The following is a 25,366-nucleotide window of genomic DNA, read 5'->3' on the forward strand; positions in this document are numbered from 1 at the left end:
CGCATTCAAAGGGTCGCGGGCCGTCGCAGATCGAGCGTCAATGGAAATTCCCCCGTTTTCTCATCCGGCGGCAGCGCCATGGAGCCCGGCGTATGGCCATGATCCTGGAACCGAGCCTTGCGCCGCGCCTCCGCCTCATAGGCATTCACCGGCACGTCGTCATAATTGCGTCCGCCCGGATGCGCCACATGATAGACGCAGCCGCCGAGCGACCGGCCGCTCCACGCGTCGAACACATCGAAGGTCAGCGGTGCGTTGACCGGCAGGCGGGGATGGAGACAGTCTGACGGCGCCCACGCCTTGTACCGCACGCCGGCCACCGCCTCGCCCGCCACGCCAGTGGCTGCCAATGGCACCCGACGCCCGTTGCAGGCGACGACATGCCGCCCCTCGACCAGCCCGGAGACGCGCACCTGAAGCCGCTCGGTTGAGCTGTCCACATAGCGCACGGTGCCGCCGATCGCGCCGGTTTCACCCAGCACATGCCAAGGCTCCAGCGCATGGGAAATCTCCAGTTCCAGCCCGCCGGCCCGTACCGCGCCATGGACAGGAAAGCGGAACTGCTTCTGCGCCTCGAACCAGTTGGGGTCGAAATCATAGCCCGCCCGGCGCAGATCGCCGAGCACGTCGAGAAAATCCTCCCAGACGAAATGGGACAGCATGAAGCGATCGTGCAGGCGCGTGCCCCAGCGCACGAGATTGCCCTCCTGCGGCGCGCGCCAAAACCAGGCGGTGAGCGCGCGCAGCAGCAATTGCTGGGCCAGGCTCATCCGCGCATCCGGCGGCATCTCGAAGCCTCGGAACTCGACCAGCCCCAGCCGCCCGGTCGGCCCATCGGGCGAGAACATCTTGTCGATGCAGATCTCGGTGCGGTGCGTGTTGCCGGTCACGTCAACCAGCAGGTTGCGGAACAGCCGGTCGACCAGCCAGGGGGGTGGCGTGGCGCCTTCCCCCGGCCCTGATTTAAAGGGATGGGGCACCTGCGCCAGCGCCACCTCCAGCTCGTACAGCCCGTCATGCCGCGCCTCGTCGATGCGGGGTGCCTGGCTGGTGGGGCCGATGAACAGGCCCGAGAAGAGATAGCTGAGCGAGGGATGGCGCTGCCAGTAGAGCACGAAGCTCTTGAGCAGGTCTGGCCGGCGGATGAACGGCGAATCGGTGAGGCTCGGCCCGCCGAGCACGAGATGATTGCCGCCGCCCGTGCCCACCGCGCGCCCATCGACCATGAACTTGTCGGCCGTGAGCTTGAGCGACCGCGCGACATCGTAGAGCGTTTCGGTCAGTTCGTCCGTCTCGCCCCATGTCGCGACCGGCTGCACATTGACCTCGATGACGCCCGGGTCGGGCGTGATCTTGAGCACCTGCAGGCGCGGGTCGGGCGGCGGGGCATAGCCCTCGATCCGCACTTCGACGCGCATGGCGCAGGCTGCGGCCTCCACCTGCGCGATCAGCTCTAGATAATCCTCCAACTCGCGCACCGGCGGCAGGAAGACGGAGAGATAATGCGCCTTGGGCTCGACGGTGATCGCGGTGCGCACCGCGCCCTCGATGATCTCCTGCTCCACCCGCTCCTGCGCTGCCGCGCCGCCGGCCTCCGCGCGGGAGGCAACCATCTGCTCGCGCACATCCGGCCGGCGCGCCCGCTCCGCGCGCTGGACATGATAATCCGCCAGCGGCTCGCGCGGTTCGCTCGTGTCGCGCGGGTGGATATAGGGGAAGTCGGCCGGCGGCACGAAGGGCAGCGAGCCCAGCGGCAAGCGATAGCCTAGCGAGCTGTCACCCGGCACGGCATGGAGCTTGCCTCGGCGCACCGCCCAGACCTCGCTCTGCCAGCGGGGCTTAGTCTGCGCGGCCTGCCAGCGCTGGATGGGCAAGGCATAGCCGACGGGCTCGACCAGCCCCATCGCAAACGCCTTCTTCATCCGCTCGCGCGCCTCGACATCGCTGAGCTTGTTATCGTCTGGCGTCACATTGACGGGCAAATCTTCCGCCTTGCGCGCCCACTCCTGCTCATCCTCATAGACCGGCGCGACATAATCGGGCTGAACCTCAAGGCCTGCGGCGATAGTCGCCAGAAAGCGCGCGGCAAGCGCCGGCGTCGCGAGCGGCTTGCCCTCGGCCTCTTCCCGCGCGATCAGCATCGGGTCGCGCCACACCGGCACGCCATCCTTGCGCCAGTAGACCGCATAGGCCCAGCGCGGCAGGCTCTCGCCCGGATACCATTTGCCCTGACCGTGGTGGAGCATCCCGCCGGGCGCGAATTTCTCCCGCAGCGCTCGCACGAGCTTGTCCGCATAGCCCTGCTTGGTCGGGCCGACGGCGCCGCCGTTCCACTCATCCTCCTGCCCGCCATTCTCGGCCACGAAGGTCGGTTCACCGCCGGTGGTCAGCCGCACATCCTGCGCGACGAGGTCGGCGTCGACCTGTTCGCCCAGCGCCTGCACGGCGGCCCAGCGCTCATCGGTGAACGGCTTGGTGATCCGCACCGCCTCGGCAATGCGCGAGACGCGCATCTCGAAGCGGAAGTCCACTTCCGCCGGCTCGGCCAGTCCCTCAATGGGCGAAGCCGAGCGATAATGGGGCGATGCACAGAGCGGGATATGCCCCTCGCCGGCGAACATGCCGGAAGTGGCATCCAGCGCGATCCAGCCAGCGCCCGGCACATAAACTTCCGCCCAGGCGTGGAGATCGACCACGTCGCGCGTCACGCCCTTGGGGCCTTCCACTGGCTCGACATCCGCAACGAGCTGGATCGAATAGCCCGAGACGAACCGCGCCGCGAAACCCAGCCGCCGCACCAGTTGCACCAGCAGCCAGGCGCTATCCCGGCAGGAACCGGTGCCGATCTGCAATGTCTCTTCCGGGGTCTGCACCCCGGTTTCCATGCGGATGACATAGCCGATACGCTGTTCGAGCTGGCGATTGATCTCCACCAGAAAATCGATGGTGCGGCCCTGATGGCCCGCATGCTGCGCCACCAGCGCCTCGAACAGAGGCCCCTGCGCCTCGACCTCGAAATAGGCAGCCAGATCCGTCTTCAGCGCCTCGTCATAGGCGAACGGATACTCCTCGGCATAAGGCTCGACGAAGAAATCGAACGGATTGATGACGTCGAGATCGGCGAGCAGATCCACTTCCACCACGAAACGGTCGACCGGATCGGGAAAGACCAGCCGCGCCTGCCAATTGCCGTGTGGGTCCTGCTGCCAGTTGATGAAATGGCCCTCGGGTTCGATCCGCAGGGCATAGTTCGGCACCTTGGTGCGGCTGTGCGGCGCGGGTCGAAGCCGGATGATCTGCGGCCCGAGACGGATCGGCCTGCTGTAGTGATAGGCCGTGCGATGATAGACTGCAGCTTTGAGCATCCGCGCAGTGAATGCGAATATTGTGCAATGCGCAATAGACAATGCACGCCCGGTGCGCCAACGGCTCGGCCCGGCCTTTCCAAAACGTTAAGAAACGGCGGTCAGGGATTGCACGAGCAGGACGGCGCGCAAGCTGGGCGCAACAGAGGAAGGCATGGCGGAACAGGATTTCAGGCGGCAGGAGTATATTTCCGGGGCGCTTATCGATTGGGAGCGGCGCGGCGCGGACCATGGCGTCATCCTGACGCTGCATATCGCCGAAAGCGGCATGCGCGGCGGCCATCACCGGGTCTCGACGGCACTCAACGACCGCCAGTTGCGCGCGCTGACCCGCGATCTCATGCGGGCAGCTCGTGCGCGTGGCCTCAGCATCGAATCGCGCACGCCGCTGCGCACGCGAATCTGGCGACGCCTCAAGTCGATCGTGAACTGAGCGGCGGTCAGCCCGCCCGGTCGATCAGCTTGCGAAATGCGTCGAGGAAGCTGCGGAAAAAATCCTCCGTCTTCTTGTCCGTCAGCCGGCCGTCATTCTCGAATAGCTTGGCCGCATTGCCGACATAAGCCTCGGGCTGCTGGAGGATCGGCGTATCCTGAAACACCAGCATCTGGCGCAGATGATGATTGGCGCCGAACCCGCCGAGCGCTCCGGGCGAGACGGTCATGATCGCCGCCGGCTTACCCATCCACACGCTCTGGCCGTAGGGCCGCGAGCCAACGTCGATAGCGTTTTTGAGCACGCCCGGCACCGAGCGGTTATATTCGGGCGTGACGAACAGCAGCGCGTCGGCCGGGGCGATCTCCTTGCGAAAGCGCGTCCACGCCCCGGGCGGGCTGTCGGTCTCCGCATCTTCATCATAATGCGGCAAATCGCCGATCTCGACGATCCGCAGCGCCATATCGCCATCGGCGAGGCGTGCCAGCTCCAGCGCTGCCTTGCGGTTATACGAGTCCTTGCGCAGACTGCCCACGATTACCGCGACATCGATCTTCCCGCTCATCACTGACCCTTTCATCTGGTTGCCATCCGGCGCGGCCAAGGCGCAGCCGTCTCACCTTCCTGAACGGCCCGACGAGGCACGCGTTCCCTGACACCTTCCCTGCAAGCTGCGCCTGCCGATCAGGAATCGCAACCGAACCGTTGCTCAAGCATTTCATCGCCCGGAACAAACAGAAGGAAGACGATCATGAAACAGCGCGGCACATTGATTCTGCTGCTCGGCGCGGCCCTCGCACTCCAGGCTTGCGCGACTGTCAAAGGCGCCGGCAAGGACATTGAATCGGTTGGTCAGGCCGGGCAGGAAGTGATCGACGGCAACTAAGCGAGAGTGACACGGGCGGCCTTGATACGGCCGCCCGATCCTTCAAGAGCCCGCCCGCCGACTATCAACGTCCCCAGCATCACAATTTGACGGCGGCATTGCCCCCATCCGCCCACAGCGCCGAGCCAGTCACAAAGCTCGCCATGTCGCTGGCCAGAAATAGCGCCGCCTGCGCGATTTCTTCCGGTTGGGCGATCCGCTTCATCGCGTGAAGACTTGCCGCCCAGGCCTGCTGATCGCCATCGCCTGCCATCCCGGTCGCTGTCCCGCCCGGCAATAAGGCATTAGCGCGGATCCTCTGCGCGCCATAATCGGCCGTAATGCCACGCACGAGACCAAGCAGCCCCGCCTTCGCCGTCCCATAGGCCGACATGCCCGGCAAGCCGGCGCTGTTGCCCACGAAGCTGCCGGTGAAGACAAGCGCGCCGCCGCCTTGTTCGAGCATGGCCGGAATCTGCGCGCGGGCGCCGAGGAAAGCCGCCGTCAGGTTGACCGCCAGCGCCTGCGACCAATCCTGCGGCGTGAGGTCTGCCAGCGGCTGCATCGTCCCGACAAGCCCGGCATTGTTGAACGCGATATGCAGCCCCCCGAAGGTCTCACAGGCGACCGCGACGGCTCGGCGGTGCGTCCCCTCCTCGCACACGTCGCCCGCGACGATGGCCGCCCGACCACCCTGCGCTCTGATGGACTCGGCCACGCTCTCAAGCGCCGCCTCGCGTCGGGAAACCAGCACGAGGGCCGCGCCCTGTTGCGCGAACAGCAGCGCAGCGGCGCGCCCGATCCCCGAACTCGCGCCAGTGATGATGGCGACTTTGCGATCCAGTAATGTCATGATCCAGCTCCATAAGTGGAGCCGGTCAGCTAGACGGAAGGCCGAACGGACGCGTCCCGTTTCTTGTGGTCAAACCCCTCCCGCGCGGCTCAGTCCTGCGCGGAAGGCTCGTCCCCATAATACAGCTCGCCGATGCGGATTTCCTCACGGCCTTGGGCGACCCGGTGCGCGTTGGTGTCGCGCAGCGAGAAGACGCAGCCGCAATATTCCTGCTGATAGAAGCGCTCGCGCTTGCTGATCTCGATCATCCGCGCCGCGCCGCCACCCTTGCGCCAGTTGAACGTCCAATATTTGATGCCGGGATAATGCGCCGCCGCGCGCTCCCCGCAATCGTTGATCTGGTTCATGTTCTTCCAGCGCGAAATGCCGAGCGAGGAGGTGATGACCGGAAAGCCATGCTCATGCGCGTAAAGCGCCGTGCGCTCGAACCGCATGTCGAAGCACATGGTGCAGCGCGCGCCGCGCTCGGGCTCATTCTCCATGCCCTTGGCGCGCTTGAACCAGTTCACCGTGTCATAGTCGGCATCCACGAAGGGAATATTGTGCTGCTCGGCAAAGCGGATATTCTCCTCCTTGCGCAGCAGATATTCCTCCTTGGGGTGGATGTTCGGATTGTAGAAGAAGATGGTGTAATCGATGCCGCTCGCGGTCATCGCTTCCATCACCTCGCCCGAGCAGGGCGCGCAACAGCTGTGCAGCAGCACCTTCTTCTCGCCATCGGGCGGCGTGATGACCGGGCGTTCGTAATCGAGGCTATTGGGGTTCGTCATGGCGCGCGCCCATAGCAGATCGCCGGGCGCGCGTCACCCGCTGTGCGGTGGGCGAGCGGACTGATCTATGCCTTAACCCCGATCACGGTTCGGCCTTCCCCCACGCCGTTCGGGCTGAGCTTGTCGAAGCCCCGTTCTTCTACCCTCGAGGCTGAGCAGAGAAGGACCGCCCTTGGACGGGCTCGGACGAACGGAGATCTTATGTCTCCTAATCCGCCCGACCGACCGACCTTCCTCTAAAAGGTCGAGGTCGTGGCACCGCCGTCGATAGTGAGGCTCTGCCCCGTGGTGTAGTTGGCAAACTCGCTGCAGAACATCGCCACGAACGCCCCGACATCCTCCGCATTGCCGAAGCGCCCGCTGGCGATCCGCCAGTCCCGCACGAACTCGGCGACCTCATCCTCATAGGTCGTGCCCTTGGCCTTCGCGCGGGCATTGAACTGGTCCTCGACTGTCGCGGTGTGGTGCATGCCCGGCAGCAGGTTGTTGATGACGACATTGTGCTTGGCGACCACCTTCGAGACGGCGACGCTGTAGTTCACCAGCGCCGCCCGCGTGCTGCCCGAGAGCGCCCGGATTTCGCCAGGATATTTCGCCGCCACCGTAGCGATATTCACCACCCGGCCCCATCGGCGCTCCACCATGCCATCGAGCACGCGGCGCATGAACTCGATGGGCGAGAGCAGCGAAATTTCGATGGCGCTCTGCCATTGCTCACCGGTGATCGCGCGATAGTCCGGCGTCATCGGCGGCGGGGCGCAGGTGCCGACGAGAATGTCCGGCTCCGGGCAGGCCGCCAGAATGCGCTCGCGCCCCTCGGCGCTGGCATGATCGGCGACGATTGGCAGGACCCGCGCGCCGGTCTCATCGGCAATCTCCTGCGCCGCGCGCATCAGCCGGTCCTCGCCCCGCGCCGAGATGAACACGTCCACGCCCTCGCGGGCCAGCGCCATCGCCGCGCTCTTGCCCATGCCGGCGCTGGCGCCATTGACGATCGCCTTGCGGCCCCTGATGCCCAGATCCATGGCTTGCCTCTCCTGTGTTTCTCGTTCGGCCCAGCCTAGCGTCGGCGAGCGGCTGACACCATCACACTCTCGTCATTCCCGCGGACGCGGGAATCCAGAGGCGCGATGGCAATGCGGCTGGGTTCTGGATTCCCGCGTTCGCGGGAATGACGGCTCAAGTTATTGGCGCTGCCCTCAACCCAAAGGCCGCCCACTTGCCGTTTCCGCCGGCATCGCTTGCGTCACGTCCCAATGCTCAACGATCATCCCGTCCTCGATGCGGAAGATGTTCATGACCGCGCTGCCGCCATCCTCCGGCCCCATCCGTCCGATGATCTGCACGGTGGCATAATCGCCATCCACCAGCACCCGCCGGACCTGAATCTCCGTGCCCGCCTTGGAGAAGACCGGCTCCAGCCATTTGAGCGCATTCTCGCGGCCGTCGGCGATGATCGGGTTGTGCTGGATATAATCCTCATGGACATATCGCTCAAAGGCTCGGCGGGGATCGCGCTGTTCATAGAGGATCGTCACGAAGTCGATCATCAACGCCCGGTTACGCGCCGTCAGCGCGACATGATCGGCGCTCCCGGCCTGTGCCGGATCGACGACCGCGCCCTGCGCGATCGCCCGATCCACCGGAAACAGCCCTGCAGAGGACTCCGCCATGTTCAGAGCACCGCCCAATAGTTGAACACGGACTTGGTCTTCTGCCGATCCGTCTTGCCGATGAACACGGTCCGGCTGAGCCAGCCATGCGGCCCTTCCGGTGCATCGAACTGCGGCGTCACCCGCATATAATATTCGGAGGGGTCGACCGGCTCATAATTCTGCAGGCGATCCAGCACTTCCTTGGGGCCATGGCGCACGCCGGTGTTGCGCAGCTGGATCAGCGTGCCGTCATCGGCCTCGATCAGGTAACGCGCATTGAAGTCGCAGGTCTGGTCCGGGCGGATGCTGGGCCAGTCCCCGCCGGTGTGGGGCACGATGCGTCCGTTGAGGCGCGGACCGGTGATGCGGCCACCGAGCACGCCGACATAGCCGCGCTCCAGCCCGTCCGTGGTCGGGCCGTAGCGAAAGCGGGGGCTCAGATCGATCTCGATGGTGAAGACATATTCCAGTTCAGGCGGTTGCATACCGGTTCCTTGCATGTGGGTGTGTGGATGAGGCGGGTGGCGGCGCTCAGGCGAGCGGCGGCGGCTTGGCGTTGACCTTGCCGGAGACGAAATCGTCCTCGTCGGTCACCATGCGGACGCCATGGGTTTCGTATCGCAGCATCGAGGTGGCGAGGAAGCCGACGACGGCAAAGGCGGCGAGCGTGAGGAAGCCGGGCGTAATCGCGGCTTCCGTTGCCTGCGGCGAGAGCAGATTGCCGCTGCCGGCGATCAGCGCGAGAATGATCGGCCCGAGCAGCTTTCCGAAGCCGCTGACCATCTGGACGAGGCCGCCGCCCAGCCCGGCGAGGCGGACCGGGAATAATTCCGTCCCGTAAGGCGAGCTGTTGGAGGCCCCGCCATCGTAGAAGAGCGATCCGCACATCAGGCACAGCAGGAACACGGGCACCCCGGCCACGAAATAAGGGTGCAGGAAGGCCGCCGCGCTGATCGTCACCGCCGTGCCGAACAGGCAGATGAGCGCGGAGCGCCAGCGACCGATGAAGTGCGGGGTGACCGTCCACAGCGCCCGGCCGGCGATGCCGGCGATGCTCACGAACACGAAATAGGCAGCCGCCTCGGCCGGCTGGATCTTGAGCAGCATGGTGAGCACCGTCGGCCCCCACAAGGCCACGCCGAAGCCGGCGATGCCGAGCCCCGAACTGGTCGCCACGATCAGCCAGAAGCGGCCCGGATAGAGGGCAATGTCGCGCAAGCGCGCACGGCGCACTTCCTTGGGAACGCGCGGCAGCGGGATCTGGTCCTTGGGCAGATCGACATATTTGGCGAGCACATCATGCGCTTCGGTCGCGCGGCCCTGGGAGACCAGCCAGCGGACCGATTCCGGCACCAGAAAGTAAAGCGCGAAGGCGATGACCAGCGGGAAGAAACCGAGCAGGGCCAAGCCGCGCCAGCCGATGGTCGGCAGGAAATTGGCGACCAGCAACGAGGCCAGCAACACCCCGCCGGGCGCGATCAGGCCGCTCGCACTGGCGATCATGGTGCGCCAGCGCGTCGGCGCGATCTCTATCAGCAAGGTGATCTGCGTGCCGCCATAGCCCACCCCGACGATGAAGCGCAGGAACGCGAACAGCATCCAGCTCCCGTCCGGCACGAAGGCCGCGCAGCCGGCCGCCAGCGAATAGAGCACAATCCCGGAAATCAGTGCCGGCTTGCGCCCATAGCGGTCCGCGAACCAGGCGAAGGGGAGCGCACCGACCAATTGGCCCACGCCCGCCGAGAGCAGCACGATAGAGACCTGGCCGAAGGTGAGGTTCCATTCCGGCCCGATGACGCTGACCAGAAAGCCGATGATGTAGAAATCGAAAAACTCGAACAAGCCCTGCGTCATCAACAGGACGACGAGCAGCCAGTAGCGCGGCTTGAGCCGGGCCGATTCAAAGATGTCGATGCCATCCTGCTCGGGCAGGGCCGTCGCTGCGGCAGTCATACGCGAGCACCCGCGTCCGAGGCCGGGCAGACAAGAATGCTCATCCTCAGGGCGCGCCTCTCCACATCTCTCGAGAGCGACATCAATCCAGACAGTGAGAATATGGTATCCATCTCGCTCATGCTCTCATCAGTTGGCCGTGGTGATGCGGGAGTAGATCGGGGTTTCCGGCGGCGCTCCGGCCTGCTGCCGGGCGTATGTCTTGCTCTGCAGATCGATCAGATGGGCATGGATCGCCTGCACGTCGGCGCGCGTCAGCAGATCGTCCCAGCGCGGCATTCCGTTGGGCAGCAGCAGCCCTTCCAGCACGATCTGCTCGAACGCCTGATGCGCGCCGTCGCTCATGCGGGTCAGGCTCGGCAGCGGTGCGCGCGGCATGTTGGAATGGCAGATCGAACAATTCTTTGAGAAGAGCACCCGGCCCTTCGCCAACCGATCGGCATCGGTGCCGGAGATCTGCACGGGCGGGGCCGGGATCGGCCCCTCCGGCGGGACGTCCGGCGGGATCGGCACTGGTCCGCCATCCAGCCGAAAGACCAGGATGCGATTGGCGTTCCCCTTGGCATAGGCGGCGGAATAATCGGGGACCAACCCCCAGCCGCCCCCGCCCCAGCCGGTCTGCACCGCGATATATTGCACGCCCTTCACCCGGTAGGTCATGGGGGCGGCAAGGATCGAGCGACCGGTGTCGATCGTGCGCAGCACCTTGCCGGTATCGGAATCCAGGATGACCAGCTTGCCCGACAGCGTGCCGAAGATGGTGAGGCCGCTCTGCGTCGCGAGTACGCCGCTGCGGTCCTGCCAGCCGTCCTCGCGCGGATAGCTCCAGATCGTCCTGCCGGTCACCGGATCGACGGCGCGCACATCGGCCGCCCAGGGCTTGTCCTTCACCCATTGCCATTGCGGCAGATCGGTGATGGTCTTCTGCACATCCTTCGGCAGACCCGGAAGCGCCGCTTCCAGAAAGGGCGTGAAGATCGATTCCGTGCCCGCGTTCAGCGCCAGATTGCGGCGCGGCATCGTCAGATTGGCGGGCGGCACCATGATGAGATTACCCATGTCGAGAAAATGGGCGACGTACATCTTGCGCTGCGGATCATAAGCCGCGCCATACCAGTTGCGCGCGCCGGGCGGGGCCGGGAAGACCAGCTTGGGGCCGGCGTTGATGTCCGAATATTCCGGCGTGGCGATCGGCTTGCCGGTCTTGAGGTCCCAGCCCGAGGCCCAGCTTGTGCGCACCATCCTATGCACCGCGAGCGGCTTGCCCGTCTCCCGATCCAGCATGAAGAAGAAGCCGTTCTTGGGCGTGTGCAGCAGCACGGGGCGCTCGGCGCCGTTCACCGCCATACGCGTCAGGATCATGGGCTGGACGGAGGTGAAATCCCAGTTGTCGCCCGGCGTCTCCTGAAAATGCCATTTCATCGCGCCCGTCTTGCGGTCGAGCGCGACCAGCGAGCTCAGGTAGAGATTGTCCCCGCCGCCCGGCGAACGGATCGCCTGCGCATAAGGCCCGCCATTGCCGACGCCGATGATGACCTGATCGAATTCGGGATCGTAGGTGATCGCATCCCAGGCCGTGCCGCCGCCGCCGATATCCCAGCGGCTTTTCGGATTCCAGGTCTTGAGCGCCGCCTCCAGCGCCTTGCTTTCCTGCGGCCCAAGCGCGGGATCGCGCGGTATGGTGTAGAAGCGCCAGACTTCCTTGCCGGTGCGGATGTCGAACGCGATGACATAGCCGCGCGTGTCATATTCCGCGCCGGCATTGCCGATGATGACGAGGTCGCCCGCCACTTCCGGCGCGCCGGTGCTGGTATAGGCCCGACTGCGATCGAGAAAACTGTCGACCTTCCAGACGACCGCGCCGGTCTTCTGGTCGAGCGCATAGAGCCATCCGTCGAGCGCGGCGACGAACACTTTCCCGTCCGCCACGGCCACGCCGCGATTGGCCTGATCGCAACAGGCGTAGCGATTGACCTGCATGTCGACCTCGGGCGAGAAGGCCCAGAGTTGGCGGCCCGTTGCCGCGTCCAGCGCATAGGCCCGGCCGAGATTGCCCGACGTATACATCACCCCGTCGATGACGACCGGCGTCGCTTCCTGCACGCGGGTGGTGCCGAGATCATAATCCCAGGCGAGGCCGAGCCTACCCACATTGGTCTTGTCGATGTCGGTGAGGCGGGAGTAGCGGCTTTCCGCCCAGTCCCCGCCCGGATTGTCCCAATCGTCGCCCGCACCGAACGGAGGCGGTCCCGCCATGCTGCCGGGCGGCGCGTTCGAGCAGGCCGCCAGCAGGGCAAGGCCCAGCATGGCGCCAAGCAGGCTCGACACACCGGATGGCGGCACGGCAGGACGCCCGGACACTGCTCAACCCATCTGCGTGACGGGGTTCACATATTCGGCGGCGCGGTCCTCCATGCACTCGTTCCAGATCTTGCGGAAGGTGAAGAGCCACTTGCCATCGACGCGGCGCAACTCGTCTTCATAATGGCCGTAGCCGCCGACATAGGGCGTGCGCAGGCGGGTATCGTTGTCGATCTCGAACCAGAAGGAGCGGCTCCAGGCCTTGTCGCCTTCCACCTTCACCGTGATGTTGGTGATGAAGTGGCGCAGCCGCGGCGGGCGGGTCGGCTCCTCGCCCTTGCCGCGCCCCGAAAAGTAGGTGCGCATGCCCTTGCATTCCTCGCGGATCGCCTCGCGCCCGCGCACGATGCCGCCGGCCCAGTCCAGCACGCCTTCCGGCGCGAAGGTGCCGGCGTAGCCATCCGGGTCCTGCCAATCGAGCGCGAACAGATAGCGCGCTTGCAGATCCTCGATTTCCGCGCGGTCATCAGCGAAACTGGCCATGAACGTTCCTCTCCTCAGGTCTCAAATCTTGTCTTGGGCGCCGGAACTGGGGTCAGCCCCTAGCGCCGCCAGGGTGTCAGCGCCTTGCGGGTATCGTCCCAATGCTCGACCACCTTGCCATTGGCGATGCGGAACATGTCGAAGGCTTCGCCGGAGTAGGTCTCGCCGGGATTGTGCGGATCGGGCTGCGGCTGGGTCCAGATCACCACCACATAGTCGCCCTGCGCGATGGCTTTCTTCAGCGTCTTCTTGCCGGGCGGGACCATTGCGGGCGGGGGATTGCGGATCAGCGAGATCAGCTCCAGCACGCCCTCGCGGCCCTGCCGCACATTGGGGTTATGCTGGATGTAATCCTCATCGATGTATTTCATCACCGCATCGGGATCGGCGCGATTGATGACGCCATCCCACATCGCCAGCACCATCTCGATATTGGCCTGCTCACGCCTGCGCTCGTGATTGATCCCAAGCCACCAGCTGATCGCGGCGGTCACGCCCACCAGCACAAGGGCACCCAGCACTAGCGATATCTTCATCCTCTCACCTCTCCCCGACCCATGATCGTCCGATCCGGTGTCGACGGCCCGTCGCGCACGCGCCGGACCGAATCGCACCCTCTCCGCGCGGCCGCCTGGTTTAGAGCTCTGGCCCGACTCGGCGATCCGCATTCCCCCGCTCAACCGCTCCGCAACGAAATGGGAAACGGCGATTTTTTCTCATTGAACGGAACCAGCTTGCACTGAATGAACAAATTTGCAAGTTTCATCTCACGATTGCTAGACGATTCAAGAAAGAGTCGCGGCAGGAGCTTGGTTCACAGGAGAGGACAATGCTGCATCCCGGCTGCATCCGCGTGTCTCAGCGCGCCTTCCGGGCGCGGAAGGCGATGCGATGAGCGATCCGTTCTCCACCGCGCGCACCGGCAGCCCGTCACGGCGGCCACACATGACCTTCTCGCGGCGCGGCCTGCTCGGCGCTGGCGTCGGATTGATCGCCGCGCCCTCGCTCGCCGCCATCGGCACCGTCGGTGAGCGGCCCATTGTTTCGACCTCGGCCGGAATGGTGCAGGGCATTACCGAGGGCGCCGTTTATGCGTTCAAGGGCATTCCCTATGGCGAGCCGACGGGCGGCGCCGCACGTTTCCTCCCGCCTGTCCCACGCAAGCCCTGGAGCGATGTGCGCGACGCCTCGCGCTACGGGCCGCGCTGCCCGCAGCATGGCTTTCTCGGGGGTCCCGACACGCCCACGCATTCGGAAGACTGCCTCGTCGCCAATGTCTGGACCGGCTCGCTGACCGGCAGCAAGCCGGTGATGGTCTGGGTCCATGGCGGCGGCTGGGAAGTCGGCGGCTCGGACGATCCTGTCAGCAATGGCGCCTGGCTGGCGCGCAATCATGACGTCGTGTTGGTCTCGATCAACCATCGCCTCAACGTCCATGGCTATCTCAATCTCTCGGAAGCGGGCGATGAGCGCTATGCGCTCTCCGGCAATGCCGGCGCACTCGACATTGCGCTGGCCCTCGCCTGGGTGCGCGAGAATATCGGCCAGTTCGGCGGCGATCCCGGCCGGGTGATGATCTTCGGCCATTCCGGCGGCGGCCGCAAAATCAATGCGATGATGACGATGCCATCGGCCTCGGGCCTGTTCCACCGCGCCATCTCACAAAGCGGCCCCGGCATCCGGCTCGACTCGCGAGAAGTCTCGCTCGATCGCGCCGACCGCCTGTTGCACAAGCTCGGCATCCGCAAAGGCGGGCTCCGCCGGCTGGCGGACGTGCCGACCCGCACGCTCACCGCCACCGGCATCGAGGTGCGCAACGAGACCGGCCAGTTCCGTCCCTTCGTGGATGGGTTGAGCGTGGTCCAGCACCCGTTCCTGCCGCACGCGCCGCTGCTCAGCGCTGACGTGCCGATGATGCTCGGCACCACGATCGAGGAAACGACGATCTTCCTCGGCCATGTGCCTTCTTACGATACCATGAGCGATGCGCGGGTGCAGGAGGAATCGCTGCGGTTCTTCCCGCCTGGCGAGGCGCCCAAGGCCATCGAGACCTGGCGGGGCATGTTCCCCGATCATAGCAACACCCGGCTGTTCGCACGGCTGACCACCGACCGGTCCTATCTGCTCGACGCGACGATCCAGGCCGAAAGCAAGGCTGCGCTCGGGCGGGCGCCGGCCTATCTCTATCTGGTCGACTGGCCGACCGACACCGGCAGCCTGCACGGCGTTTCGCCTCACGGTATCGAGCTGGCCTTCACCTTCGGCAATATCGAGGCGCACTCCGGCGTCGGCACGGTGACGCCCGAGGCCGATGCGTTGCGCGCCGCCATGTCCGGCGCGTGGACGTCCTTCGCGCGGACCGGCCGGCCGGACAATCCGCACATGCCGGTGTGGCTGCCCTACGAAACCTCGCTGCGGGCCACGATGCGCTTCGGCAAGACCGTTCGGCTCGAATCCGATCCGCTGGCCGCGCAGCGCAGCTACATGGCGCGCTTCGGCTCCGAGCAGCTCGGCGAACGCGAACCGCGCCCGCCCGGGCCTTGGATACGCTGATGAGGAGGGGCCGCTAATGAGTAGATCGCTAACGCCCGAGCGCCAGCCGCCCGCGCTCGATTTCGCCTTCGAGATCGAGATCGAGCTGACCAAGCGCTATCGCTACGGCCCCACCTTCTGGGGTGCCGAGCGCGGCTTTGTGGGCGTGGAAAGCGGCATCGTACGCGGCCCGCGCCTGAATGGGATCGTCGTCCCGCACAGTGGCGGCGACTGGCCGACCATCCGCACCGACCACACCGTCAAGTTCGAGGCGCGCTATCTGATCCAGGCGGATGACGGCACGATCATCGAGCTGCAGAACCGCGGCGTGCGGCATGGCAACAAGGATGTGCTGGCCCGGCTCCAGAATTACGAGGCCGTCGACCCGGCGGACTATTATGCCGGCGCCAGCCCGGTGTTCGATGCGCCGGAAGGCCCGCATGACTGGCTCTGCCGCACGATGTTCGTCGGCAAGATCGATCGCCGCGCCGACCGCGCGGTCTTCTCCTACTGGGCGGTGCTGTGATCGCGCGGCGATCCCTCACAGCTTGTAAGACCCTCGCTCTGGCGGGCCTGCTCGGCAGCGCCTCCGCTGCGCTCGCCGCCGATGAGGCACCCGCCTTTGCCGATCGCTGCGCAGCGGCCCGCGCCCTCCTGCCTGCCAACGTGACGCTCACCACACTCGAAACGGTGGCCCCCGCGCCGCACTGGCAGAGTCCCACCTCGCCGACATCGCCGAAAGGCGAAGCGGTGCGAGCGGACTTCTGCCGATTGGCCGGCATGATCGACGGCGACATCGGCTTCGAGCTCTGGCTTCCCCGCGATTGGAATCGGCGCCTGCTCGGCACCGGCGTCGGCGGCGAGGCCGGCTATTATAATTATGCCGATATGGCGCGCGGCGTGGAGCAGGGCTTTGCCGCTGCCTCCAGCGATACCGGCCATCGCCAAGGCGAGCGCTGGATCGACGATGCCCGCAAATCGGAAACCTATGCCCATATCGCCTATCACCGGCTGACACAGGTCTCCAAGGCGATCATCGATGGCTTTTACGGCGCGCCGGCCGCGCACGCCTATTTTCTCGGCTGCTCCGGCGGGGGACGGCAGGGCCTGCGCGAGCTACAGCTCTACCCCGGCGATTATGACGGCGCGCTCATCGGCGCGCCGGGTCTGGACGTGCCCCTGCTCGCCGCCCGGCTGCTGCATGTGCATCTGGCCCAGACGCAGAACGACGGCGTCGCGATCAGCGCGGCGGACTGGGATCTGGTCTCCCGCCGCGCCATTGCGCGCTGCGACGCGAATGACGGCGCGGCTGATGGCATCATCGACGATCCGCGCAGCTGCGCTTTCCGCGTCGAGGAGCTCGCCTGCAAGCCAGGCCAATCCAAAGACTGCCTTGCGCCCGCCACGGTCAGAACCATCGCGAACATCGTTGCACCGCTCACCGACAGCACCGGCAAGACCCATGATTTCGGTCTGCTGCCCGGCATCACGGCCCGCCCCGGCGGCCTGCCACCGCTGCCTGTCCAGATGTTCGGCCATGCGCGTCACAGTGCAGGCCGGGGCGACGCCGGCTGGGATCCGGCCAGCTTCGATCTCGCCGCCGATCTCGCGGCCGCCCGCAAAAGCTTCGCGACCATGGATGCCCGCAGCGCGGACATGCGGGCCTTCGCGGCGCGCGGGGGCAAGCTGATCCTCTATCATGGCTGGGCCGATGCATCCGTGCAGCCACTCTCCACGCTTGATCTCTTCGCGCGCATGGGCGCAGAGGCGGAGCAGGACCGCGACGCCTTCGCCCGGCTCTACATGGTCCCGGGCATGCAGCACTGCCGGGGCGGGGCCGGCGCCGACCGCTTCGGCGGATCGGAAGACCGCAGCGCGACCGGCAAGCCCGAGAGCGATCTGCTCGCGGCGCTGGTGGCATGGGTGGAGCAGGGCACCGCGCCCGGCGCGATCCTCGCCCGGCATGCGGACGCGAACGGGGCCGTAACGGCGGTCCGCCCGCTCTGCGCATGGCCCGCACAAGCATCACATTCCGAGGCTGCCGAGACCGGGCCAGCCGCCGATCTGCGCTGCGACAGCCATGCGCGGGGAGGCACGTAACGACACTCGCGACACCCTATGGATCGTCGCCTGAGCGACTCTGCCGGAGAGTGCGCGCCAGACACTGAAGAAGGAGGGGAAGAAGGGGGAGCAAGGCCCGATCCGGTTCACGCAATCGCGCAAACACAAGCACGAAGCCAGACCGCAGCGACCGGGCCAGGCCAGTTTTCAGACGACGTAAAATGACAAAATTCTGAGTCCAGACAGCCGATTTTTTCAAAATTCGAGTTGAGGGAGAGAGCCAATGATTTCCGAGTTTCTGAAAGGACGCGCGCGTGGCCATGTCCGCCTCGGTGGCATATCACGCATTACCCTAGCCGCCGCATTGTGCGTGCCCGCCAGCCTGTTCGCCAACGCGGCCGCCGCACAGACGGATGCCGCCCCGCAAGAGGGCGGCAAGACGGAAGACATCATCGTCACCGCCCAGTTCCGCTCGCAGAACGTGCAGTCGACGCCGATCGCCATCACCGCGCTGAGCGCGCAGCAGCTTGAGGCACGCGGCCAGACCAGCATCACCGAGATCGCCACCAAGGCGCCGAACGTGAACCTGCGCGAGAGCAATCCGCAGGGCCCGTCGCTGCAGGCCCATATTCGCGGCATCGGCCAGGCCGACTTCAGCCTCGCCTTCGAGCCGGGCGTGGGCGTGTATGTGAATGACGTCTATTATTCGACGCTCACCGGATCGGTGCTCGATCTGCTCGATCTGGAGCGGGTCGAAGTGCTGCGCGGGCCGCAGGGCACACTGGCGGGCATGAACTCCATCGGTGGCGCCATCAAGCTCTACACCAAGAAGCCCGATGGCAATGACGGCGGCTTCGTGGAAGCGACCGTTGGCAGCCTCAATCGCGTGGACGTGCGCGCTGCCGCCAACTTCACCATCGTGCCGGATCGCCTGTTCGCCCGCATCTCGGGCGTGTCGCGCAATCAGGATGGTTATGTGAAGGTCTATGACTTCGCCTGTACCCATCCGCAACTGGACGCGGTCTACAACATTCCCTCGCAAGCCGATGGCCGCAAGTGCCAGCTCGGCACGGAGGGTGGCAAATCCTATGTCGCGGCGCGCGGCTCCCTGCGCTGGGTGCCGACCGAGGATCTGGAGATCAACATCAGTGGCGACATTACCCGCGATGATTCGGAGGCCGCGCCGCAGACGCTGATCTTCGTCGGCACGGCCAACGCGACCAGCTACACGCCGGGCACGACGGGGCTGAACCTCAGCCGCAATTATCCCATGTATTCCACGGCCCCGACCAACGGCCTCAACCTGTGGAATCCCACGACCGGTACCTCGCCGTTCGTACCCTATTCGCCCTGGGGCGTGGCGGGAGACAGCTTCACCAAGAGCCCCTACGTCAATTACTCCACCTACTGCGATGCGCAGCCGGTGGATGGCTCCGCGCCCTATTGCTTCAAGTCGCAGAGCCGGGTGAATGGTTGGGGTGTCAGCGGCAACATCGATTACAGCTTCTCTGACAATCTCAAGCTGACCTCGATCACCGCCTATCGCAGCTTTACGGCCAACTGGGTGCAGGATTTCGATGCCACACCGCTCAGCAACGCGCTGATCGATTATGAAGCGACCAACTGGCAGTTCAGCCAGGAATTGCGCCTTGCCTCCAGCCTTTTCGACAACAAGGTCGATCTGGTCGTGGGCGGCTTCTACATCAATCGCTTCGGCACCTATCGCGGCACGATCAACCAGGGTCTGTTGATCTTCACCGAATATGACGAAATCCCCGCCACCAACTGGGCGGCCTTCGCCAACGCCTCCTGGCGGATCACCGACAAGCTCGAGCTGAACGGCGGCATCCGCTATTCCGAGGAGGAAAAGACGTTCCGCTTCTTCCGGGGCGGTCGTCCCGGCGTGCAGGCCGGCAACCCGGCGCCCTATTTCCCCTGCACGGTCAATGGCGTGAACTATGGCGTCGTCCACGTTGCGTTCTGCGGACTGAATGGCGCTGAGGGCGATTACAAGGGCAACAATGTCGATTGGCGCGCTGTGCTGCAATATCAGTGGACGCCGGACATCATGACCTATGCAAGCGTCGCCACCGGCTTCAAGGGTGGCGGCATCAATCCCCGTCCTTATACACCGGCGCAGGCGGTTCCGTTCGATCCCGAAAACCTCAAGGCGTATGAAATCGGCTTCAAGTCGCGGTTCTTCGATCGGCGCGCGCAGCTGAACGTCTCGGCATTCGTCAATAAATATTCGGACTTCATCGCGAGCGTCTTCTCCCGCGTGACGACCGCACCGAATGCGGGCTGCCCGATTTCGCCCAACGACCTGACCTGCTCCTACTTCGTCAACGCGGGCAAGGCGACGCTCAAGGGTCTGGAAGCCGAACTGTCGCTCGAGCCGGTCGACAATCTGCTCATCGATGCATCGGCGGCACTGCTGGACTTCAAATATGACCAGCTGTCGGGCTGCTCGCCGGCCCTCACGCCGACGACCTGCACGGCACCGTCGGGCGGTCTGGGCGCCGGCCTGCGTTACGGCATGACGCTGCCTTATGCGCCCAAGCGCCAGATCAGCGTCGGCGCGCAATACAAGTTCGATCTCGGTTCCACCGGTTCGATCACGCCGCGGCTCGACTGGAGCTGGCGTTCGCGGCAGCAGACCCTGACGGTGCAGAACAACGTGCTGTCCTATCTGCCGTCCTACGGTCTGCTCAACGGCCGCATTGCCTGGAACTCGGCGGATGATGACTGGCAGCTTGCCCTGCAGGTGACCAACATCACCAACAAGCTGTACTGGACCGGCATCGGCCCCAACAACAACTCGGGCACGGTGGCGGCCAATCCCGGCATGCCGCGCGAGTGGTCGCTGTCGCTCAAGCGCATCTTCTGATGCACCGGCAGGCGGCGGCGGGATGGCCATCATCCCGCCGCCGCCCCGGCCATTTCTCAAATCCCCCGATGAAGCCGGAGAGGCAGCAATGTTGAACAGCAGCAGCAAAGCCCTGATATCCCTCGCGCTCGGTGCGGCGCTGGCCACGACGGCCCCAGCGACCACCTCCACCAGCGGCGGAGCCGGCCCCTATCGGGTAACGATGACCGACGAGATTGACGGCCTCGATCATCACACCGTCTATCAGCCGGCCAATCTGGCCGCGCTCGGGGACAAGAAGCTCCCCATCTTCATCTGGGCCAATGGCGGCTGCGCGGACAAGGGCAATGCCTATCGCTACATGCTCGATCACATTGCCGCGCATGGCTATCTCGTCGTGGCGCTGGGCAAGATCGGTCCCAAGGGCGAGGAGAATAATTTCGGGCGCTGGCCGCGCGAATTCGGCATGCCGGAAACGCCGCCGCCGCTCGATGGCCCCACCGGCACGCTGCCGCACGAGATGAAGGCGGCGATCGACTGGGCAGTGGCGCAGAACAGCAAGGAGGGCAGCCCGCTCAAGGGCCGGCTCGATACCAGCAAGATCGGCGTTTCCGGCCATAGCTGCGGCACGCTGCAGGCGCTGGCGATGTCCTCCACCGATCCGCGCGTCACGACCACGCTGATGCTCAATGGCGGTGTGTGGAACATCGGCACCGGCGGCCTGCCCGGCGCGCCCGAGATCACCAAGAAATCGCTCGAGACGATCCACGGCACCATTGCCTATATTCATGGCGAGAAGGATAGCGCCCTGCCCAACGGCACGGACGACTTCTCGCGCATCAACGGCATCCCGGCGATGCTCGCGGTGCGCAAGGATGTCGCCCATTCCGGCACCTTCCTGCTCAAAAATGGCGGGGCTTACGGCACGGTGGCGCTGGCCTGGCTGGATTGGCAGCTCAAGGGCGATGCGCGCGCCGCGCGCTGGTTCGTCGGCGCGGATTGCACGCTCTGCACCGATCCGCGCTGGACGGTCCAACGCAAGAACTTCCCCTGAAGCCGCGCCGCAAATTGGCATTGCGCGCGACCGGGGTCCGGTGATTGCGAATTTACCGCCCACTCCCTAAGAGCCTGCGAAGCTGGGCTGCGCGGAGCGGGCGGGAAACGGCCGGCGCGGCAAGAAGGATGCGTGGTGATGGCAAAGGCCAGTGAAGCTCCCGAAATGACCGGCGCGATCGAGCGCGCGCTGCGGGCGCTCAAGTCTGTCGCCGAGCATGGCGAATTCACCCCGCGCGACCTCGCCGAGGATGTCGGCATCCCGACCAGCACCGCCTATCGCCTGCTGCAGTCGCTAGGCGCGATGAACTTTGTCGAGAAGTCGAGCCATGGCAGCTATCGCGTCGGCCGCGAGTTGGTGCGCCTCTCCTCCATGGTCGCCGCGCAATTCGATTATGGCGCCATTGCAAGGCCGTTCCTCGCCGACCTGTCGGATGCGTTTCAGGAGACCTGTGCCTTCGCGCTCTATTTGCCGAACGAGCATAGCTGCTCGATCATCGAGACGATCAACGCGCTCCACCCGCTCCAATATGTCGTGGAGACCTACAAGACCCGCGCGCTCGTCTGGGGCGCGCTCGGCCGCGCCATGCTGCCCTGGCTGGACGAGGCCGATGTACGCATCGCCATCGAGCGGCAAGGGCCGCCGCTGGAGGCGGGCACGCCGCCAATGACCTACGAGCTGCTGCAGACCGAGAATGAGCGGGTACGCAAGCAGGGCTGCTTCGTGGCAACCAGCCCCAGCGCGCTTGGCACCAATGGCACGGCGGCGCCGGTGTTCAATGCGCGCGGCCAGATCTTCGGCAGCCTTGGCGTCGCCATTCCCGCCGTGCGCTACGATGCCGAGATGCAGCCCAGCCTCAGCGCGGCCGTGATCAAGGCCGCGCGCGGCATGAGCGCGGCGCTCGGCCATGGCGGAAGCCGACAGCGCAAGAGCCTCTGACCGATAGGGACATGACGGAGAGGCCTCGCTGCGGGGTGGGGATGCGGCCCCGCGCGCTTAAGGCATCGTCGGGTTCGCCGTCTCCTCCGGCTTCCTGTCAGCAGACAGCAAAAGGCCCCGCCGGTCGTGCCAGCGGGGCCTTTTAAGTGCTTGGTCCGGTCAGGCCGGGCCGTAGAGGCCTCAGGCGGCTTCCAGCTCGTCCTCATCGGCGGTCTGCACCGGGCCGCTGTCCTGGCCCTTGGCGCTCTCGTCGCGGTCGACCAGCTCGATGATCGCCATCTGCACGGCGTCCGACGCGCGGATGTCCGCCTTGATGATGCGGGTGTAGCCGCCGGCGCGATCCTTGTAGCGCTCGGCCAGCACGTCGAACAGCTTGGTGAGCTGCGCGTCGTCGAGCAGGCGGGCATGCGCCAGACGACGATTGGAAAGGCCCCCACGCTTCGCGAGCGTGATCAGCTTCTCGACATAGGGGCGCAGTTCCTTGGCCTTGGGCAGCGTGGTCTTGATCTGCTCGTGCTTGATGAGCGCGGCCGCCATGTTGCGGAACATCGCGGTGCGGTGAGCGGAAGTACGCTGCAGCTTGCGGCCGCCATATCTGTGACGCATGAGTCCAGTCCTTCGTTCGTTATGGGGCCGTGCAAGGCACCCCGTACCAGGCGATGCATAACGGGCACCGCCAAAACCCGGCCTCCTGCAAGAAGGACTTGAAGCGCCGCCCTAAAGCGGGTTGGGGGCGAAGAGTCAAGGGAAAGCATTCTGTGCGTCAGCTGCGCAAATAGCGAATCCCGCGCGCAATCTCCTGACGCAAGGTCCTGTGAGCATGACAGGAGGTGCTACATGTCGTCTTGAAGAGATCGCACGCGACGGTTTGCTCGATCATGGCCCGCCTCTCGGCGCTCTCCCAGATATCTGCAATCGAAGCTTCGCGGACATTTCCGATCCGATTGAAGTTCCAGCAATGGATGACATCGCCGTTCGGGCGAATGTCGAGGCTACGTAGTCCCACCCTACATCGACCAACACCGTGACTGTTCGGACGACCCGAGAAATGATCAATCATCGCCAGCAGCTTGTCTGCGCTCGTTTCAATCGGTGCACCGGCGACTTTGCGCCTAATCAGGATGCCGACCACCGCCTCTAGTTGACGTAATTCTTCCGGGGTGGCCGGATAAAGTGCTTGGACATCAGACTGGCGCCAGAGACGTACCGGGGAAAAGTCGACAAACACGCCAACTTGCGTTTCGGCCCAATCTACCAAGTTTGGCAACGAGGTCATCGTTTGCCTGGTAACCGTCGGTTTCAGCCGGATGAGGAACCGGCTGTGCGTCCGCGTCCTCTCAGCGACCAGCCGCTCGACGCCCGCACGCACTTTTCCCAATGATCCTGCTACCCCTCGTAAGGAATCATGTTCGGCCGAAAGGGCGCTATCTATCGAGACATCAATGTTGAGAGGCTTTGCGGCGACGATATCCTGTACCCGGGCTTCGCTGAGGCTGGAGCCATTCGTGATGACGCCCCAGTCGATTCTTTCCTCGTGACAAAATGAAACCAAATCGAAAAACCACGGGACGATCATCGGCTCGCCGCCGATAAATTGGACCGCACAGCCGGGTGTGAAATCCTTCAACGACCGAAGAGCGTGCTTCCAAGCTTCCAGCGGCATTTCGTCCGTATAATGTTTCTGCCGCCAGTGCGCACAATAGACGCACCGATAATTGCATCGCTCGGTCAATGTCGCTTTGATGTCTGACGGGCGCGTGAAATTAATGCGCGATCGAAAAAACAATGCTTCGGTAAAGCTTCTACGCAACGCTTTGGCGCCAAGCCGGCTCAATGTTCCAATTTGCACAGGGCCTCACAGATTCGCTGGTGAAGTATGCAAATATCATTGAAATTTATAAACGTTGTACATTCAAAATAACACTTGCGTTGCACCTACATAGAAAAAGCCCCCACCTTGCGGCAGGGGCCTTTCTCATCATCCAAGCTGAACCGGGTCAAAGGTTCGCTTTGACCCCATGCTTTCAGCCCAAAAGCTCCTGCTCGAGCTTCTTGGCGATCTCTTCGATGTTCTCCGGCGGCCAGCCCGGGATATCCATCCCGAGGCGCAGGCCCATGCTGGAAAGCACTTCCTTGATCTCGTTGAGGCTCTTGCGGCCGAAGTTCGGCGTGCGGAGCATCTCGGCCTCGGTCTTCTGAACGAGGTCGCCGATGTAGATGATGTTATCGTTCTTGAGGCAGTTGGCCGAACGGACCGAAAGCTCCAGCTCGTCCACCTTCTTGAGCAGATAGCGGTTGATCTGGTTGGCATCGCCCTCGCCTTCGTCGGCCGCGGCACCGGCGCCTGCACCCGTGCTCGGGCCGGCGGTCGGCAGCGCATCCTCGAAGTGGACGAAGAGCTGCAACTGGTCCTGCAGGATGCGCGCGGCATAGGCCACGGCGTCCTCGGGGCTGACGGTGCCGTCCGTCTCGACCGTCAGGTTGAGCCGGTCATAGTCCAGCTCCTGGCCGATACGGGCGTTCTCGACCTTATACGCCACCTGGCGCACGGGCGAGTAGAGCGCATCCACCGGGATGAGGCCGATCGGCGCGTCGGCCGGGCGGTTGTTCACGGCAGGCACATAGCCCTTTCCGGTGTCGACGGTCAGCTCCATGTTGAAGCTGGCGCCTTCGTCCAGATGGCAGATCACCAGATCGCTGTTCATCACGGCCATGTCGCCGGTCACCACGATGTCACCAGCGGTGACGGTCGTGGGCCCGGTGGCGCTGAGCTGAAGACGGCGGGGGCCTTCGCCCTCCATCTTGAGCGCGATCTGCTTCACGTTGAGCACGATGTCGGTCACGTCTTCGCGCACACCGGCGAGGCTCGAGAATTCGTGAAGCACGTTCTCGATCTTGATCGCGGTGACGGCGGCGCCCTGCAACGAGGAGAGCAACACGCGGCGAAGCGCGTTGCCCAGCGTCAGGCCAAAGCCGCGCTCAAGCGGCTCGGCGACGAAGGTCGCGCGGCGTTTCGGGTCGCCCCCGGCCTTGATCTCGAGGCCATTGGGCTTCTTCAATTCCTGCCAGTTCCGGATGTTGACAGTCATGTATTTCCCCTGGGAGTTGGGCGGAGGACGGTGGAGTGCAGCTGCGATCCGGCCCCGGCCTTAGAAGGAATGGTCGGGCAGGGATGG

22 protein-coding genes are annotated in these 25,366 nt (G+C 64.8%); 8 read left to right on the top strand and 14 right to left on the bottom strand.

The features are described 5' to 3' along the window. Positions 1–5 precede the first annotated feature (5 nt). On the bottom strand, positions 6–3,365 hold the full coding sequence (locus M2336_RS02390; RefSeq protein WP_264573831.1) for a DUF2126 domain-containing protein: 3,360 nt from the start codon (positions 3,363–3,365) through the stop codon (positions 6–8). Positions 3,366–3,519: 154 nt separating this feature from the next. Here M2336_RS02390 and M2336_RS02395 point away from each other — a divergent pair, with 154 nt between their 5' ends. Further along, a complete protein-coding gene (locus M2336_RS02395; protein WP_181558398.1) occupies positions 3,520–3,798 on the top strand; it encodes a hypothetical protein in 279 nt (92 codons plus the stop codon). A gap of 7 nt (positions 3,799–3,805) precedes the next feature. Here the strand turns inward: M2336_RS02395 and M2336_RS02400 are convergent, their stop codons facing one another. Then, a complete protein-coding gene (locus M2336_RS02400) occupies positions 3,806–4,363 on the bottom strand; it encodes an NADPH-dependent FMN reductase (RefSeq protein WP_264573832.1) in 558 nt (185 codons plus the stop codon). Positions 4,364–4,549: 186 nt separating this feature from the next. Here M2336_RS02400 and M2336_RS02405 point away from each other — a divergent pair, with 186 nt between their 5' ends. Beyond that, positions 4,550–4,684 (top strand): entericidin A/B family lipoprotein, encoded by a 135-nt coding sequence (locus tag M2336_RS02405; protein ID WP_181558396.1) that lies wholly within the window; start codon positions 4,550–4,552, stop codon positions 4,682–4,684. Between the two features lie 79 nt (positions 4,685–4,763). On the opposite strand, the gene M2336_RS02410 is transcribed toward M2336_RS02405, so the two are convergent. The 9 genes from M2336_RS02410 to M2336_RS02450 all read right to left on the bottom strand — a co-directional run bounded on the left by M2336_RS02410 (position 4,764) and on the right by M2336_RS02450 (position 13,274). Continuing rightward, a complete protein-coding gene (locus M2336_RS02410; RefSeq protein ID WP_264573833.1) occupies positions 4,764–5,516 on the bottom strand; it encodes an SDR family oxidoreductase in 753 nt (250 codons plus the stop codon). 89 nt (positions 5,517–5,605) lie between these two features. Beyond that, positions 5,606–6,286, bottom strand: a complete 681-nt coding sequence (locus M2336_RS02415; RefSeq protein WP_264573834.1) for an epoxyqueuosine reductase QueH — start codon at positions 6,284–6,286, stop codon at positions 5,606–5,608. A gap of 236 nt (positions 6,287–6,522) precedes the next feature. Next, the gene (locus M2336_RS02420) at positions 6,523–7,311 is read right to left on the bottom strand and encodes an SDR family oxidoreductase (protein ID WP_264573835.1); all 789 of its coding nucleotides are present in this window, start codon (positions 7,309–7,311) and stop codon (positions 6,523–6,525) included. A 174-nt stretch (positions 7,312–7,485) separates the two neighbouring features. Further along, positions 7,486–7,959, bottom strand: coding sequence for a nuclear transport factor 2 family protein (locus M2336_RS02425; protein WP_264573836.1), 474 nt, complete (start codon positions 7,957–7,959; stop codon positions 7,486–7,488). Between the two features lie 2 nt (positions 7,960–7,961). Beyond that, entirely contained in the window at positions 7,962–8,426 is a 465-nt protein-coding gene (locus M2336_RS02430; RefSeq protein ID WP_181558391.1) for a DUF3237 domain-containing protein, read from the bottom strand. 46 nt (positions 8,427–8,472) lie between these two features. Then, on the bottom strand, positions 8,473–9,894 hold the full coding sequence (locus M2336_RS02435) for an MFS transporter (RefSeq protein ID WP_264592532.1): 1,422 nt from the start codon (positions 9,892–9,894) through the stop codon (positions 8,473–8,475). Positions 9,895–10,023: 129 nt separating this feature from the next. Further along, positions 10,024–12,255 carry a PQQ-dependent dehydrogenase, methanol/ethanol family gene (locus M2336_RS02440; RefSeq protein ID WP_264592533.1) on the bottom strand — a complete coding sequence of 744 codons (2,232 nt, stop codon included), beginning with the start codon at positions 12,253–12,255 and terminating at the stop codon, positions 10,024–10,026. 3 nt (positions 12,256–12,258) lie between these two features. Then, positions 12,259–12,738 (bottom strand): nuclear transport factor 2 family protein, encoded by a 480-nt coding sequence (locus M2336_RS02445; protein ID WP_264592534.1) that lies wholly within the window; start codon positions 12,736–12,738, stop codon positions 12,259–12,261. A gap of 59 nt (positions 12,739–12,797) precedes the next feature. Then, positions 12,798–13,274, bottom strand: coding sequence for a nuclear transport factor 2 family protein (locus M2336_RS02450; protein ID WP_264592535.1), 477 nt, complete (start codon positions 13,272–13,274; stop codon positions 12,798–12,800). A 355-nt stretch (positions 13,275–13,629) separates the two neighbouring features. Here M2336_RS02450 and M2336_RS02455 point away from each other — a divergent pair, with 355 nt between their 5' ends. The 6 genes from M2336_RS02455 to M2336_RS02480 all read left to right on the top strand — a co-directional run bounded on the left by M2336_RS02455 (position 13,630) and on the right by M2336_RS02480 (position 22,190). Continuing rightward, on the top strand, positions 13,630–15,291 hold the full coding sequence (locus M2336_RS02455; protein ID WP_264592536.1) for a carboxylesterase/lipase family protein: 1,662 nt from the start codon (positions 13,630–13,632) through the stop codon (positions 15,289–15,291). A gap of 16 nt (positions 15,292–15,307) precedes the next feature. Continuing rightward, the gene (locus M2336_RS02460; RefSeq protein WP_264571798.1) at positions 15,308–15,796 is read left to right on the top strand and encodes a DUF3237 domain-containing protein; all 489 of its coding nucleotides are present in this window, start codon (positions 15,308–15,310) and stop codon (positions 15,794–15,796) included. Beyond that, entirely contained in the window at positions 15,793–17,370 is a 1,578-nt protein-coding gene (locus tag M2336_RS02465) for a tannase/feruloyl esterase family alpha/beta hydrolase (RefSeq protein ID WP_264573841.1), read from the top strand. The genes M2336_RS02460 and M2336_RS02465 overlap by 4 nt, the downstream gene beginning before the upstream one ends. 244 nt (positions 17,371–17,614) lie before the next feature. After that, positions 17,615–20,218 (top strand): TonB-dependent receptor, encoded by a 2,604-nt coding sequence (locus tag M2336_RS02470; protein ID WP_264573842.1) that lies wholly within the window; start codon positions 17,615–17,617, stop codon positions 20,216–20,218. A gap of 88 nt (positions 20,219–20,306) precedes the next feature. Next, a complete protein-coding gene (locus M2336_RS02475) occupies positions 20,307–21,251 on the top strand; it encodes a hypothetical protein (protein WP_264573843.1) in 945 nt (314 codons plus the stop codon). A 138-nt stretch (positions 21,252–21,389) separates the two neighbouring features. Further along, complete coding sequence (locus M2336_RS02480; RefSeq protein ID WP_181558382.1) at positions 21,390–22,190, top strand: IclR family transcriptional regulator; 801 nt, start codon at positions 21,390–21,392, stop codon at positions 22,188–22,190. A gap of 180 nt (positions 22,191–22,370) precedes the next feature. Here M2336_RS02480 and rplQ read toward each other — a convergent pair whose 3' ends face one another. The 3 genes from rplQ to M2336_RS02495 form a co-directional block, all read right to left on the bottom strand. Further along, positions 22,371–22,796 carry a 50S ribosomal protein L17 gene (rplQ, locus tag M2336_RS02485; protein WP_181558381.1) on the bottom strand — a complete coding sequence of 142 codons (426 nt, stop codon included), beginning with the start codon at positions 22,794–22,796 and terminating at the stop codon, positions 22,371–22,373. Positions 22,797–22,953: 157 nt separating this feature from the next. Continuing rightward, a complete protein-coding gene (locus M2336_RS02490; protein ID WP_264577179.1) occupies positions 22,954–24,039 on the bottom strand; it encodes a radical SAM/SPASM domain-containing protein in 1,086 nt (361 codons plus the stop codon). Between the two features lie 175 nt (positions 24,040–24,214). Next, on the bottom strand, positions 24,215–25,279 hold the full coding sequence (locus M2336_RS02495; protein ID WP_181558380.1) for a DNA-directed RNA polymerase subunit alpha: 1,065 nt from the start codon (positions 25,277–25,279) through the stop codon (positions 24,215–24,217). Positions 25,280–25,366: the final 87 nt, after the last annotated feature.

Source organism: Sphingobium sp. B1D7B (assembly GCF_025961965.1).
GTDB lineage: Bacteria > Pseudomonadota > Alphaproteobacteria > Sphingomonadales > Sphingomonadaceae > Sphingobium.